Consider the following 14,319-nt stretch of genomic DNA (forward strand, 5'->3'; position numbering starts at 1 on the left):
ACGTCGCGCCCGCGTAAGCGCTCAGAGCGGGAGCGCGGTGGTGTTCTTGATCTCTTCCATCGACAGCAGCGCCGTCACGTTGTGAACCTTCACCTCGGAAATGAGCGCCTGGTAGAACACGTCATAGGCGCGCGCGTTCTGCACCCGGACCTTGAGAATGTAGTCGATGTCGCCCGCCAGCCGGTGCGCCTCCATCACCTCGGGGCGCGAGCGAACCGCGTGCAGGAAGCGGCCCTGCCAGTCGGCATCGTGCTCGGAGGTGCGGATCAGCACGAAGAAACAGGCCTCGAAGCCCAGCTTGTCGGGATCGGCCACGACCACCTGCGGACCGATGACGCCAGCCTCGCGCAGCTTCCGAATCCGGTTCCACACCGGCGTCTTGGACGAGCCCACCGCCCGGGCGATCTCGTCCAGTGAGCGGCCCGCGTCTTCCTGCAGTTCGCGGAGGATTTTCCGGTCGGTCGCATCGAGCTGCATGGGTTTTCCTCTTTCTGCACCATTGTGGGACACATTTTCATATCATGGCAGAGATGCGAGAAAAAGTTCTTAGTGAACACCCCTATCTAGCGCGAAACCGGAACAATGTCCTATATTTGGCAGAACTTCAGGCACCAACCCGGATCCGCTTCATGGCACCCAGCAAGACCCTTCTTCCCCAAGGCCACGTGGCCTTTGTCGGCGCAGGCCCCGGCGATCCCGAGCTGCTGACGATCCGCGCGCTGCGCCTGATCGAGGCCGCCGAGGTCATCCTGCACGACCAGCTCGTGCCAGCGGAGATCCTTGCGCTGGCTGCGCCGGAGGCAGAGCTGGTCTCCGTGGGCAAGAAGGGCTTCGGCCCCTCGGTGCGCCAGGAAGAGATCAACACCCGCCTCATCGAATTCGCCCGGGCCGGCGCCCGCGTGGTGCGACTGAAGGCCGGGGATCCCGGCATCTTCGGCCGGCTCGACGAGGAGACCGAAGCGCTCGAGGCGGCCGGCGTGCCGCATTTCGTGACCCCGGGCCTCACCGCCGCCACCGCCGCGGCCGCAGGCATGGGCGTCTCGATGACCCGCCGCGGCCGCAACAGCGACCTGAGGCTGCTCACCGGCCACGACGTGCGTGGCTTCGCCGAGCAGGACTGGCGCAGCCTCGCCCGGCCCGGCGCCGTTGCCGCGATCTACATGGGCAAGCGCGCCGCGCGCTTCCTGCAGGGCCGGCTGATGATGCACGGCGCCGATCCCGCGACCCCGGTGACCGTGGTCGAGAACGTCTCGCGCGCCGACGAGCGTCGCCTGCCCGCAACCCTTGCCACGCTGGCCGCCGATCTTGACGCGGCCGAGCTCGACGGCCCCGCCGTGCTGCTGCTGGGGCTCGCCCCGCGCGACGCCGCCGCGGTGGCCTCCGCCAAATTGACCAGACAGGAGGTCTCCTGATGTCCAAGCCCTTTTCCCCCAAGGTCGTCACCGCCAATGCCCTGATCGAGGGCGACGTGATCTACCTTGCCGCCGATGACCGCTGGGTGCGCTCGCTCACCGAGGCCGAAGTGCTGACCGACGAGGCCGTGGCGCAGCTGCGTCTGCTAGACGCGTCGGCCCGCTCCGCGGAAGCGGTCGGTGTCTACCTCGCCGAGGTCGCAGACGGCCTCGACGGCCCGCAGCCGACCCACTTCCGCGAGGCGTTCCGCGCCACCGGCCCCTCGAACTACGCACACGGCAAGCAGGCCGAGGGCTGAGGCCCGAACCGCCACCCAACGCGACGAGATTTGCGGGGTCCGAGACACCCTGCGGGAGACAGACAGATGTACCGCTACACAGACTTCGACACAGCCTTCGTTGCCGAGCGCAACCGCCAGTTCCGTCAACAGGTGCGGCGCCGCATCTCCGGTGCGCTGACCGAGGACGAGTTCAAGCCGCTGCGGCTGATGAACGGTCTCTACCTGCAGCTGCACGCCTACATGCTGCGCGTCGCGATCCCCTACGGCACGCTAAACAGCGCGCAGATGGACCAGCTCGCGCTGCTGGCCGAGACGTGGGACAAGGGCTACGGCCACTTCACCACCCGTCAGAACATCCAGTACAACTGGCCCAAGCTCGGCGACGTTCCGGACATGCTCGACGCGCTGGCCGAGGTCGGGCTGCACGCCATCCAGACCTCGGGCAACACCATTCGCAACGTGACCGCCGACCACTTCGCCGGCGGCGCCGCGGACGAGATCGCCGACCCGCGCCCGGTGGCCGAGCTGTTGCGCCAGTGGTCGACAGATCACCCCGAGTTCCAGTTCCTGCCGCGCAAGTTCAAGATCGCCGTCACCGGCTCGGCCAACGACCGCGCAGTGATCAAGGCGCATGACATCGGCATCCAGGTCGTCGAGCGCGACGGCCAGATCGGCTACCGCGTGCTGGTGGGCGGCGGTCTCGGCCGCACCCCGATGATCGGCAAGGAGCTTGCGGACTTCGTTCCGCAGGCGGATCTGCTGCCCTACGTCGAGGCCGTGGTCTCGGTGTGGAACCTGCTCGGCCGTCGCGACAACAAGTACAAGGCCCGCATCAAGATCACCGTGCACGAGCACGGGCTGGACGAGATCCGCGCGCTGGTAGAGAGCCGCTTCGCCGAGACCAGGGCGGCCTTCGGCGGCCACGACGTCGCGCTCTTCGAGGAGATCGCCGCGCAGTTCGCGCCGCCCGCCTTCCGCAACGCACCGACCGAGGTCTACGACGCCGCCTACGCCACCGACCCGGTGTTCCGCGCCTGGGCCGACACCAACCTCTCGGCGCACCGCATCGACGGCTACGCCATCGCGCAGATCAGCCTCAAGGCCCATGGCGAGACCCCCGGTGACGCCAGCGCCGACCAGATGCGCGTGATGGCCGATATCGCCCGCCGCTACGGTCATGACGAGCTGCGCATCAGCCACGAGCAGAACGTGGTGCTGCCGCACGTGCACAAGTCCGACCTGCCGGCGATCCACAAGATCCTCAAGGCGAACGGTCTTGCCACCGCCAACATCGGGCGCATCAGCGACATCATCGCCTGCCCCGGCATGGATTATTGCGCGCTGGCCACCGCCCGCTCGATCCCGATCGCGCAGGAGATCGCCACCCGCTTCGACGAACTCAAGATCGAGAACGACATTGGCGAGCTGAAGATCAAGATCTCGGGCTGCATCAACGCCTGCGGCCACCACCACGTGGGTCACATCGGTATCCTCGGGCTCGACCGCGCCGGTGTCGAAAACTACCAGATCACCCTCGGCGGCGATGCCACCGAGACCGCAGCCCTTGGCGAGCGCACCGGGCCGGGCTTCTCGGCGGACGACATCGTGCCCGCCATCGAGCGCATCGTGGAGGCCTATCTCGAGCACCGCAGCGGCCGCGAGGAGAGCTTCCTCGAGACCTACCGCCGTCTCGGCATGGCGCCGTTCAAGCTGGCGCTCTACGGCGAGGAAACGGCCAAGAAGGCAAGGGCGGCCTGAGGCGGATGACCTTTCATCTGTCTCCAAGCACCCCCGCCGGGGTCTCCCCGGCGCGCAGCTCGGACGAGCTTGCCGACCTGCGCCGCCGGGTGGACGCGCTGAACGCGCGCTACCGTCACCACGGCGCGGTCTCGGTGCTCGAGGGCGCGCTGCGCGATCCGGACGCGGGCGAAATCGCCATGGTCTCGTCCTTCGGGGCCGAGTCTGTTGCGTTGCTGCATCTGGTGGCGCTGATCGACCGCAAGACGCCGGTGCTGTTCATCGACACGCGCCTGCTCTTTGCCGAGACGCTGGCCTACCAGCAGGACGTGGCCGAGCGGCTGCACCTGTCGGACGTGCGGGTGATCCGCACCGACGAGGCGCTGCTGCGCGACCGCGACCCGAACGACGACCTGCGGCAGGCCAGCACCGACGCCTGCTGCGCGCTGCGCAAGACCATCCCGCTCGAGCAGGCGCTGGCCGGCTTCGACGGTTGGATCACCGGGCGCAAGCGCTTCCAGAGCTCCACCCGCGCGACGCTCGAGTTCTTCGAGCTCGAGGAAGAGACCGGCCGCATCAAGGTGAACCCGCTGGCGCACTGGGCCCCAGAGGACGTGCGCGCCTACATGGTCGAGAACCGCCTGCCCAAGCACCCGCTGGTGGCACGGGGCTACCCCTCGATCGGCTGCGCGCCCTGCACCTCTCCGGTGGCCGAGGGCGAAGACCCCCGCTCCGGACGCTGGCGCGGCGAAGAGAAGATTGAATGCGGCATCCATTTCGCGAATGGCCGCATGGTGAGACAAGGACAAGGCCAATGACTGTCATCGTGACCGACACGGGCTTCGGCCCCGACGACTGGACCCGCGGCTTCGAGCACGAGAGCGTGCTCGACCTGCCCTCCGACACCGATCCCGCCAGCCTTGCGGCGGCGGACGGCATCGAGATGGTCCGCATCGACTTCCCCTCCTTCGCGGACGGGCGCGGCTTCACGCTCGCCCGCCTGCTGCGCCTGCGCGGCTACCGCGGCCGGCTGCGTGCCAAGGGGCACGTGATCTCGGACCAGTACGCCATGGCACGCCGCTCGGGGTTCGACGAGGTCGAGATCTCGGACGAGCTCGCCGCCCGCCAGCCGGAAACCGACTGGCTGTTCCGCTCAAATTGGCAGCAGCACGACTACCAGAACCGCCTGCGCGGTTAAGTCATCTTCCATTTACACCTATGACGCTCTAAAAAGGACTCGACTTTCGTTTGTCTACAAACGAATTTCGTAGTGAAAATTCCATGACCGAGATGAGCCCCGTGACCGAAGCATCCGCAACCGAAGCCTCTGCGCCCAAGAAGATGGTGCTGCCCGACGCCCAGACCGTCACCGAGGTGAAGCACTGGACCGACCGCCTGTTCTCGTTCCGCGTGACGCGCCCGGCGTCGCTGCGGTTCCGCTCGGGTGAGTTCGTCATGATCGGCCTCATGGGGGATCCCGACCCCAAGACCGGCAAGCAAAAGCCGCTGCTGCGCGCCTATTCCATCGCCTCCCCCGCCTGGGACGAGGAGATGGAGTTCTACTCGATCAAGGTGCAGGACGGCCCGCTGACCTCGAAGCTGCAGCACATCCAGCCCGGCGACGAGATCATTCTGCGACCCAAGCCCGTCGGCACGCTGGTGCATGACGCGCTGCTGCCCGGCAAGCGGATCTGGTTCTTCGCCACCGGCACCGGCTTCGCGCCCTTCGCGTCGCTGCTGCGCGAGCCGCAGACCTACGAGGATTACGACGAGGTCATCATCACCCACACCTGCCGCGAGGCGGGCGAGCTGACCTACGGCGCCGAGCTGATCGAGAGCCTGAAGACCGACGAGCTTCTGAACGAGGTGATCGGCGAGGGCTTCTGGAAGAAGATCAAGTACTACCCCACCACCACGCGCGAACAGAGCGCCAAGATGGGCCGCATCACCGACCTGATGCGCTCGGGCGAGGCCTTCGCCGATCTCGGGGTCGCGCCCCTGACCCCCGAGATCGACCGCGCGATGATCTGCGGCAACCTCGCCTTCAACCTCGAGCTCAAGGCGATGCTCGAGGAATACGGCCTCGAAGAAGGCGCCAACTCCGACCCCAAGCACTACGTGGTCGAGAAAGCCTTCCTCGACTGACCCGACCTTCCGCGGCGGGCGCGCGAGCGCCCGTTCCGCGATTCGCGCCTCGCGCGCGACGGCGCTGACGCCCACCCCCCGCCTTCCCGGAGGATCCGCCCCGAAGCAAGGCTGACCCCGCCTCGGGACGCCCGCACGGGGTACGATGCCGGAACCTGCAGGGGGGTGTTCGGCGTTCAGGAGATGATCCACGGATTTGGCGCTTGAAACACTGCCGTCCCGGGACTATTTTGCGCCTCCAAAGTCTTCACGGTAAAAGGACCGATACCATAGCCCGCAGACCTCACAACGCGCCGCCAACGCGCGACACCGGCCCCCGCGTCAACGACCGTATCCGGGCCCCCGAAATCCGGCTCATCGGCGCCGAGGGTGAAAACCTGGGCGTGCAACCGCCGCGCCGCGCAATGGAGCTGGCCGAGCAAGCCGGTCTCGACCTCGTCGAGATCTCGCCCAACGCCAATCCGCCGGTCTGCAAGATCATGGACTTCGGCAAGTTCAAGTACGAACAGCAGAAGCGTGAATCCGAGGCGCGCAAGAAGCAGAAGATCATCGAGGTCAAGGAGATCAAGTTCCGTCCGGGGACCGATACTCACGACTACGACGTGAAGATGCGCAACGTCCTGAAATTCCTCGAGAACGGCGACAAGGTGAAGATCACCCTGCGCTTCCGTGGCCGCGAGATGGCGCACCAGAACCTCGGCCGCGAGCTGCTGGAACGGGTGGCCGAGGACGTCAAGGAATTGGGCAAGGTCGAGAACATGCCCAAGATGGAAGGCCGCCAGATGATCATGATGATCGGACCGGTCCTCAAGTAAGCACCGCTTTGGCACGCCTTGCGGCGATCTCCGTATCGCCACCGACCGACCCGCCGCTCCGCCGGCGGGTTTCGTCTTTTATGGGGGTGCTTTTGCGGGACGGCCTACCCGGGCCCGGGTCTCCCAATGCACGGAGGCAACACGGCCCCGATACCCCGAGCCAGTCTCACCGAATATCCCGGGGCATCGAAAAGGATCCAGGGGCACCGAAACCTTCGCCTCTCCGGGACCTCCCGAAAGACCGGCCTCTCCACCTCCAGAACACTGGCCTGTCGCGTCACGCAGGCCACGGCCGCGGAGCCCGATGCCGCAGGCAGAAGGGCGACAAGACCTGCGCGGGCGACAGCCCGCTCCGCCAGATCGCGCCTCGCCCGGATGACCACGCGTCCTGACGGATCGGTCCCGGGACGGGCAACAGGCCCGCACCCGCAGGCCAGCCCTCGCACCGGCGACAAACCCGCTCCGGCAACTCAGCACTCACACGACCCACAATCCCCGCCGACATATCCCCCGCACGGCCAACGGCCCTTGCCGTCAGCTCAGCCCTCGCGCGGGCGTGGGCGCGAGGGGGGCTCCTTCAGCAGACCACCCACACCCATCCCCATCACGTCCCGAGGCGTCACCTCGACACCGCAGAGGATACGCTCCAGCACCCAGTCGGCCCCGTTCAGCGCGGGCGAGCGGGCGCAGCCCGGCAGGCCGATGACCGGTTTCTCCCCGAGCTGGCCGAAGAACAGCAGGTTGCCCGGATCCACCGGCATGCCGAAATGGTGCACCGTGCCGCCCGCTGCCCGCAGCGCCTCGGGCGCGGTGTCGTGCAGGTCCGACGTGGCCGAGCCCGTCAGGATCAGGATCACCTCCGCCTCGCTCGCGGCGATGGCCGCAGCCAGCGGCGCGGTCTCGTGCGGGACCGTCACTGCCGGACCGAGCTCTGCCCCCATACGGGTGAGCCGGTTGCGGATCGATCGCCGGCCCTTCGGCGGCGGAGGCTCGTTGCCGATCACGGTCTCGATGAGCTGCGCGCTGCGGTGCCGCAGCGGATGCAGGCGCATGGCCTGGCCCGCCTCGGCGCAGGCCTCGGCCAGGGCGTCGCCCGGCACCGCGTAGGAGATGATCTTGATCGTCGCCGCCATGCCCTTCTCGGGCAGGCTCTGCCATTGCCGCACCGTCGCCACAGTGATCATCGGGTGCACCGCGTTCACCGCGTCGATGCGCGCGGCGTCGACCTCGAGCACCCCGATCTGCGCCACGTGCAGATTCACCCGTCCCGTCGTCGCGCGGCCGATCTTCAGCCTTGCAGCCGCGGGATCGGGCACCAGCGCCGCCGCGAGTTGAGCCGCGGCCGCATCCTCGCCCACGTCGCCGGGGTCGAGTCTGGCCACCACCAGCGCGTCATGGCCCGCCGCGGCCAGTGCCGCGATGTCCCCGGCCGAGATCACCCGCCCCTTGCGCAGCCGGGTTCCGGGCAGCGCGACGGAATGCGCCAGCACACCGCCCTCGGCCTCGGCCAGCGGGACGGATCCGAATCTCACGCGCCGGTCCTCAGCACCCGGGTCATCTCGGCGAGGATCGACACCGCGATCTCGGCCGGCCCCGAGGCGCCGATGTCGAGCCCGATCGGCCCGTGGATGCGCCCGATCTCGGCCTCGGAGAAGCCCGCCGCCGTCATCCGCTCCACCCGCTTGGCCTGCGTGCGCGTCGATCCCAGCGCCCCGATGTAGAAGCAGCCCGAGCGCAGCGCCAGCTCCAGCGCCGGGTCGTCGAGTTTGGGGTCGTGGGTCAGCAGCACCAGCGCAGTGCGGCCGTCAAGGCCGAGCTTCGCCACCGCCTCGTCGGGCCAGTCGTTGAGCAGCGTCTCGCCGGGAAAGCGCGCGCTGGCGCCAAAGGTCTCGCGCGGGTCGACGATGGCCGGATCGTAGCCGGCGATCTTCGCCATAGGAACCAGCGCCTGCGCGATGTGCACGGCGCCCACGATCACCAAGCGCAGCGGCGGGTTGTGGATGGCCACGAAGGTGCGCCCGTCCTCCTCGAAGCCCGAGCGGTCCATGCGGAAGCGCATCTCGTGGCCGCTTTCGTCCAGCCGTCGCGCTCCGGTATCGAGATCCGCCACATAGGCCACCGGGCGCCGCGCCGCGCGCGCCTCGCAGAGCGCCGTCAGCAGCTCTTCGGGCAGCACCTTGCCCACCGGCTCGACCAGCACGCGGATGGTGCCGCCGCAGGCCAGCCCCACGGCAAAAGCGTCGTTGTCCGACACCCCGAACTCGAGCTCGCGGGCCTCGCCGCTCTCGAGCGCCTCCAGGGCCTCGACGATCACCGCGCCCTCGACGCAGCCGCCCGAGACCGAGCCCTCGATTTCGGCCTGACCCGAAATTGCAAGCTGAGCGCCCACCCGCCGGGGCGCCGAGCCCCAGGTCTGGATGACGGTGGCGAGCACCGCCCCCTTGCCCTCGCGATGCCATGCGAGGGCGGTTTCCGGGATCGTGTCGAAGCTGGCAGTCATGGTGCGGTCTCCCCCCGGGCCCGGCCGGCGCGGCGCCGGGATCTGGCCCATTTGCAAAGATGCCAAGGCGGGCCGGCCTGCCGGCCCTGTCCCGCGTAACCTATCACGCGGCGCGCGCGCTTCCAGCCGTGTCAAGGTCGGGGGGGGCGTCAGCCCTGCTGCCACACCGCCGAGACCTCGGCCCGCACGATACGCGCGATCTGGGCGCAGTCCTCGAGGCTGAAGGTCAGCGGCAGGCGCATGTCGACGATGCCCGCAAGGATCCGGTCCGACGCCGGCATCGGCACGCTTTCGGCGTAGCGCCAGGAATCGTAGCGCGAGGTGAAGGCCACCGGCTCGGCGCCGCCGAACCACTTGAGCTCGACGCCACGGTCGGCGCAGCGGGCAAGCGCCTCCTGCACCAGGTCTGGCGCCCAGTCGAGCAGCAGGAACTGCAGCGAGGAGCCCACGTAGGTCTCCTTCTCGTGACGCTCGACCACGGTCAGCCCGGGCGTGTCGCGCAGCCCGTCCTCGACCACGCGGTAGCGCTCATTCCAGCGGCGCACCTGGTCGTCGAGCAGCGCAAGCTGCGGGCGCAGGATCGCCGCGCGCAGGTTGTCCATGCGGCCCGAGACGTTGGGCGTGTGGTATTTCACCCGCTCAAAGACCTCGGGACCAGGCGCCGCGAGATGGCGTTCGTAAAGCATGTAGGAGCCCGAGAGGATCACCGCACGCGCCGCGATCTCCTCGTCATCGGTGACGAGGAGACCGCCCTCGCCCGAGTTCATGTGCTTGTAGGTCTGCGTCGAGTAGCACCCCACCGCGCCGTGCCGCCCCGAGGGCACGCCGTCCCAGGCGGCGCCCATGGTGTGGGCGCAATCCTCGATCACCACGACCCCCCCCGCATCGCAAAGCGCCATCAGCCGGTCCATGTCGCAGAGGTGGCCGCGCATGTGGCTCAGCATCAGCGCCTTGGCGCCGTCGAGCTTGGCCGCGAGATCGTCGAGGTCGATGACCAGCGACTCGGTGACCTCGACGAAGACCGGCACCGCCCCCACCGAGGCGATGGCGCCGGGCACGGGCGCCAGCGTGAAGGCGTTGGTCAGCACCCGGTCGCCGGGCCCCACGCCCACTGCCCGCAGCGCGCAGCCAAGCGCATAGCCGCCCGAGGCCACCGCCAGCGCGAAGCGTGCGCCGGTGGCGGCGGCGAATTCCTGCTCGAGAAGCGCCGTCTCCGACAGCTCTCCGGCCGCCACGTTGTAGCGGTGCAGCCGCCCGTGACGCAGAACCGAAAGTGCGGCCTCGATCCCCGCGTCGGGGATAGGCTCCTGCTGGGTGAAATTGCCGGTGAACCGCTCTGTCATGGGTCTTTCTTGCGCCGCGCCGCGGGCGGCGTCAATGCCCCGAGGGGGCAGGCAAGCGCACTCGGGCAGGCAGAGTCGGGCAGGCAGGGTCAGCGCGCGACGCCTGCCCGACGGGTGCTCAGCCGAGCAACCGCGCGACCTCGGGCCCGAGCCCGTCGAAATGGCCGATGAGCCCCTCGGGGGCCAGCGCGCGCACCGCCTCGCCGGTCGGTCCGAAGGTGACGAGGATGCAGGGCACCCCCGCCGCCGCTGCGGTCTTGCGGTCGGTGTCGGTGTCGCCCACCAGCAGGCTCTGCCGCAGCGCGCCGCCGACACGGGCCACGGTCTCGACATAGGGCCGCGCGTCGGGCTTGCGCACGGGCAGCGTGTCGGCGCCCACCAGGGCCGCGAACATGTCGCGCACGCCCAGCCGGCGCAGCAGCTCTTCGGCCAGCCCTTCGGGCTTGTTGGTGCAGATGCCGACACGGATGCCCTGCCCGCGCAGCGCCTCAATCGCCTCGACCGCGCCGGGATAGAGCGCCGTCTCCTCGCAGATCGCGTCGCCATAGGCGGTGAGCAGCCGCGGATACCATTCCTCGACCCGCTCTGCGTCGAAGGCACCCGCCCGCTGCATGCCCAGCGTCAGCATCGCCCGCGCCCCGCGAAACGCCGTGGCGGCGTCGGTCACCGGATCCAGCCGCTCGGCCAGCCCCATGCGCTCGAAGCACCAGTTCGCCGATGCGATGAGATCTGCGCTGGTGTCCGCCAGCGTTCCGTCGAGATCGAAGATCACCGTCTTCATGCCCTGCCCCTTTTGTCTTGCCCGTTTTCCTGTCACACGGCGAAATCCAACGTGAAGCCTGCGACCTTGCCCCTTTTCCCTGACCGGATAAAACGGGCCAAGGCAGAAAACAAACGAGAAACCGGCATGAGCATCGCCCTCATCATCCTTGCAGCGGGAAAGGGCACCCGCATGGAGTCCGACCTTCCCAAGGTCCTGCACCGCATCGCCCACGCCCCGATGCTCTGGCACGCCATGCGCGCGGGACAGGCGCTGGAACCGGCGCGCGTCGTCGTCGTCGCCGGGCATGAGGCCGAAATGGTCACCGCCTCGGCGCAGGATTACGACCCCGAGGCCCGCGTCGTGCTGCAGGGCGAACAGCTCGGCACCGCCCACGCGGTGGCGCAGGCGGCGCCCGAGCTGGCGGAGTTCGACGGCGACGCCATCGTGCTCTACGGCGACACGCCCTTCATCAGCCAGGACACGCTCGAGGCCATGGCCCGGGCGCGCGCCAGCCATGACGTGGTGGTGCTGGGCTTCGAGGCCGCCGATCCGGGCCGCTACGGCCGGCTGGTGACCGAGGGCGACGCGCTCCTGCGCATCGTCGAGTTCAAGGATGCCACCGACGAGGAGCGGGCCATCACGCTCTGCAACTCCGGGGTGGTGGCCGCCGACGCGCGCACGCTCTTCTCGCTGATCGAGGCGGTGGGCAACGACAACGCGGCGGGCGAATACTACCTCCCCGACATCGTCGCCATCGCCCGCGAGCGCGGGCTGTCTGCGGGCGTGGTGCATTGCGCCGAGGCCGAGACCCTGGGCGTCAACTCGCGCGCCGAGCTTGCGGGCGCCGAGGCCTCGTTCCAGCGCTCCGCACGGGCGCGGATGATGGAGGACGGCGTGACCTTCCACGCCCCCGAGACGGTCTACCTCGCCTGGGACACGGTGATCGGCCGCGACGCCGAGGTCGAGCCCAACGTCATCTTCGGATCCGGCGTCACCATCGAGAGCGGCGCCCGCATCCGCGCCTTCAGCCATCTCGAGGGCTGCCACGTCAGCCGCGGCGCCATCGTCGGCCCCTTCGCCCGGCTGCGGCCCGGCGCCGAGCTGGCCGAGGACACCCATGTCGGCAATTTCGTCGAGATCAAGAACGCCTATCTCGGCGAAGGCGCCAAGGCCAACCACCTGACCTATCTCGGCGATGCCGACATCGGCGAGGGCACCAACATCGGCGCGGGCACCATCACCTGTAACTACGATGGCGTGTTCAAGCACCGCACCACCATCGGGAAGAATGCCTTCATCGGCTCCGACACGATGCTGGTGGCCCCGGTGACCATCGGCGACGGCGCCATGACCGGCTCGGGCTCGGTCATCACCTCCGATGTCGCCCCCGGCGCGCTGGCGCTGGGTCGGGCCAAACAGGTCGACAAGCCAGGCTTCGCCACCAAGCTCTTCGAGATGCTGCGGGCGAAGAAAGCCACCCAGAAGAAGGACTGACAGGCATGTGCGGAATTGTAGGCGTGCTGGGCAACCACGAGGCGTCCCCCATTCTGGTCGAGGCGCTGCGGCGGCTCGAGTACCGTGGCTATGACAGCGCCGGGATCGCCACGATCAACGGCGGCAAGCTCGACCGGCGCCGCGCCGTGGGCAAGCTGGTGAACCTCTCGGACCGGCTCGTGCACGAGCCGCTCCCCGGCAAGTCGGGCATCGGCCACACCCGCTGGGCGACCCATGGCGAGCCCAACGAGAAGAACGCCCACCCGCACCGCTCGGGGCCCGTGGCGGTGGTGCACAATGGCATCATCGAGAACTTTCGCGAGCTGCGCTGCGAGCTCGCCAAGAAGGGCCACCAGCCCGAGACCGACACCGACAGCGAGACCGTGTCGATGTTGGCCCGGCTCTATCTCGAAGAGGGCAAGACCCCGGTCGAGGCCGCGCGCGCCACGCTGGCCCGGCTCGAGGGTGCCTTCGCGCTGGCCTTCCTCTTCGACGGCGAAGAGGACCTGATCATCGCCGCCCGCAAGGGCTCGCCGCTGGCCATCGGCCACGGGGACGGCGAGATGTTCGTGGGCTCGGACGCCATCGCGCTGGCGCCTATGACCGACACCATCACCTATCTCGAGGAAGGCGACTGGGCGGTCATTACCCGCAAGGGCGCCGAGATCTTCGACATGGAGAACCGCCGGGTGAACCGAGATGCCCGCAAGATCCGCATGGACGCGGCGCGCATCGACAAGGCCGGCTACAAGCACTTCATGGCCAAGGAAATCGCCGAGCAGCCCACGGTTCTGGCCGATGCCCTGTCCGCCTATCTCGACGGGGATAACATCAGGTTCCCCTCGCAAGGCATTGATTTCACCAAGATCGACCGGCTGACCATGGTCGCCTGCGGAACCGCGTTCTACGCCTGTCTCACGGCGAAATACTGGTTCGAGAAGCTCGCCCGTCTGCCCGTGGAGGTCGATATCGCCTCCGAGTTCCGCTACCGCGAGCCGCCGGTGGTGCCCGGCACCACGGCGATCTTCGTGAGCCAGTCCGGCGAGACCGCAGACACGCTCGCGGCCCTGCGCTACTGCCGCGACAAGGCCGACAGCATCGTCTCGGTGGTCAACGTCGACACCAGCTCCATCGCCCGCGAGAGCGACCTCGCCCTGCCGATCCACGCCGGGGTCGAGGTGGGCGTCGCCTCCACCAAGGCCTTTACCTGCCAGCTCAACGTGCTGCTGCTGCTGGCCATCGAGGCCGCCTCGCAGCGCGGAGAGATGGCGCCTGCCGACCGCAAGGAGCTGCTGTCGCAGCTGCGCGGGTTGCCAGGGCTCTTCAATGCCGCGCTTGACCGGGATCCGGCCATCGAGCGCGCGGCGCTGCGCATCTCCGAGGCCCGCGACGTGTTGTTCCTCGGCCGCGGCATGATGTATCCTCTCGCGCTGGAAGGCGCGCTTAAACTCAAAGAAATCAGCTATATCCATGCCGAAGCTTATGCGTCCGGCGAGCTCAAGCACGGGCCCATCGCCCTGATCGACAAGACCGTGCCGGTGATCGTCATGGCGCCGCATGACTCGCTCTTCGACAAGACCGTGTCGAACATGCAGGAGGTGATGGCGCGCGGCGGCAAGGTCTGTCTGGTGACCGACGCGGCGGGTGCCGCCGAGGCCGGCGAGGGCGTGGCGCAGGTCATCACCCTGCCTGCGGTGGACGAACGGCTGGCGCCGCTGCTCTACGCGCTGCCGGCGCAGCTCATCGCCTACCATGCCGCCGTCGCCAAGGGCACCGACGTCGACCAGCCGCGCAACCTCGCGAAATCGGTGACGGTGGAATGACCTCTG

At 68.5% G+C, this 14,319-nt stretch carries 14 protein-coding genes; 9 read left to right on the forward strand and 5 right to left on the reverse strand.

The genetic code is table 11. The features are described 5' to 3' along the window. Positions 1–21: 21 nt before the first annotated feature. Complete coding sequence (locus BLQ77_RS15840) at positions 22–477, reverse strand: Lrp/AsnC family transcriptional regulator (RefSeq protein WP_008885206.1); 456 nt, start codon at positions 475–477, stop codon at positions 22–24. A gap of 152 nt (positions 478–629) precedes the next feature. Between BLQ77_RS15840 and cobA the strand changes: the two genes are divergently transcribed. The 7 genes from cobA to infC all read left to right on the forward strand — a co-directional run bounded on the left by cobA (position 630) and on the right by infC (position 6,390). Continuing rightward, complete coding sequence (gene cobA, locus BLQ77_RS15845; protein ID WP_165617133.1) at positions 630–1,412, forward strand: uroporphyrinogen-III C-methyltransferase; 783 nt, start codon at positions 630–632, stop codon at positions 1,410–1,412. Continuing rightward, positions 1,412–1,711, forward strand: coding sequence for a DUF2849 domain-containing protein (locus BLQ77_RS15850; RefSeq protein ID WP_089960966.1), 300 nt, complete (start codon positions 1,412–1,414; stop codon positions 1,709–1,711). Before cobA ends, BLQ77_RS15850 begins: the two co-directional genes overlap by 1 nt. A 66-nt stretch (positions 1,712–1,777) precedes the next feature. Next, positions 1,778–3,451, forward strand: coding sequence for a nitrite/sulfite reductase (locus BLQ77_RS15855; RefSeq protein ID WP_089960968.1), 1,674 nt, complete (start codon positions 1,778–1,780; stop codon positions 3,449–3,451). Positions 3,452–3,456: 5 nt separating this feature from the next. Then, a complete protein-coding gene (locus BLQ77_RS15860; RefSeq protein WP_207545850.1) occupies positions 3,457–4,248 on the forward strand; it encodes a phosphoadenylyl-sulfate reductase in 792 nt (263 codons plus the stop codon). Further along, positions 4,245–4,628, forward strand: a complete 384-nt coding sequence (locus BLQ77_RS15865) for a DUF934 domain-containing protein (protein ID WP_089960971.1) — start codon at positions 4,245–4,247, stop codon at positions 4,626–4,628. The genes BLQ77_RS15860 and BLQ77_RS15865 overlap by 4 nt, the downstream gene beginning before the upstream one ends. Before the next feature lie 83 nt (positions 4,629–4,711). Continuing rightward, entirely contained in the window at positions 4,712–5,575 is an 864-nt protein-coding gene (locus BLQ77_RS15870) for a ferredoxin--NADP reductase (protein ID WP_008883879.1), read from the forward strand. Positions 5,576–5,805: 230 nt separating this feature from the next. Continuing rightward, the gene (infC, locus tag BLQ77_RS15875) at positions 5,806–6,390 is read left to right on the forward strand and encodes a translation initiation factor IF-3 (RefSeq protein ID WP_446000278.1); all 585 of its coding nucleotides are present in this window, start codon (positions 5,806–5,808) and stop codon (positions 6,388–6,390) included. A gap of 539 nt (positions 6,391–6,929) precedes the next feature. Here infC and BLQ77_RS15880 read toward each other — a convergent pair. The 4 genes from BLQ77_RS15880 to BLQ77_RS15895 form a co-directional block, all read right to left on the reverse strand. Continuing rightward, positions 6,930–7,922: a molybdopterin-binding protein gene (locus BLQ77_RS15880; protein ID WP_089960973.1), complete on the reverse strand. Its 993-nt coding sequence runs from the start codon at positions 7,920–7,922 to the stop codon at positions 6,930–6,932. Further along, positions 7,919–8,890 carry an XdhC family protein gene (locus tag BLQ77_RS15885; protein ID WP_089961256.1) on the reverse strand — a complete coding sequence of 324 codons (972 nt, stop codon included), beginning with the start codon at positions 8,888–8,890 and terminating at the stop codon, positions 7,919–7,921. Before BLQ77_RS15885 ends, BLQ77_RS15880 begins: the two co-directional genes overlap by 4 nt. Positions 8,891–9,039: 149 nt before the next feature. After that, positions 9,040–10,233: a DegT/DnrJ/EryC1/StrS family aminotransferase gene (locus tag BLQ77_RS15890; RefSeq protein ID WP_089960976.1), complete on the reverse strand. Its 1,194-nt coding sequence runs from the start codon at positions 10,231–10,233 to the stop codon at positions 9,040–9,042. A 118-nt stretch (positions 10,234–10,351) separates the two neighbouring features. Beyond that, positions 10,352–11,014: an HAD-IA family hydrolase gene (locus BLQ77_RS15895; RefSeq protein ID WP_089960979.1), complete on the reverse strand. Its 663-nt coding sequence runs from the start codon at positions 11,012–11,014 to the stop codon at positions 10,352–10,354. A gap of 126 nt (positions 11,015–11,140) precedes the next feature. On the opposite strand from BLQ77_RS15895, the gene glmU reads away from it, so the two are divergent. Further along, a complete protein-coding gene (glmU, locus tag BLQ77_RS15900) occupies positions 11,141–12,490 on the forward strand; it encodes a bifunctional UDP-N-acetylglucosamine diphosphorylase/glucosamine-1-phosphate N-acetyltransferase GlmU (protein WP_089960981.1) in 1,350 nt (449 codons plus the stop codon). Between the two features lie 5 nt (positions 12,491–12,495). Beyond that, on the forward strand, positions 12,496–14,313 hold the full coding sequence (gene glmS / locus BLQ77_RS15905) for a glutamine--fructose-6-phosphate transaminase (isomerizing) (protein ID WP_089960983.1): 1,818 nt from the start codon (positions 12,496–12,498) through the stop codon (positions 14,311–14,313). Positions 14,314–14,319: the final 6 nt, after the last annotated feature.

The sequence above is a fragment of the Salipiger thiooxidans genome, from assembly GCF_900102075.1.
GTDB classification, from domain to species: Bacteria; Pseudomonadota; Alphaproteobacteria; order Rhodobacterales; family Rhodobacteraceae; genus Salipiger; species Salipiger thiooxidans.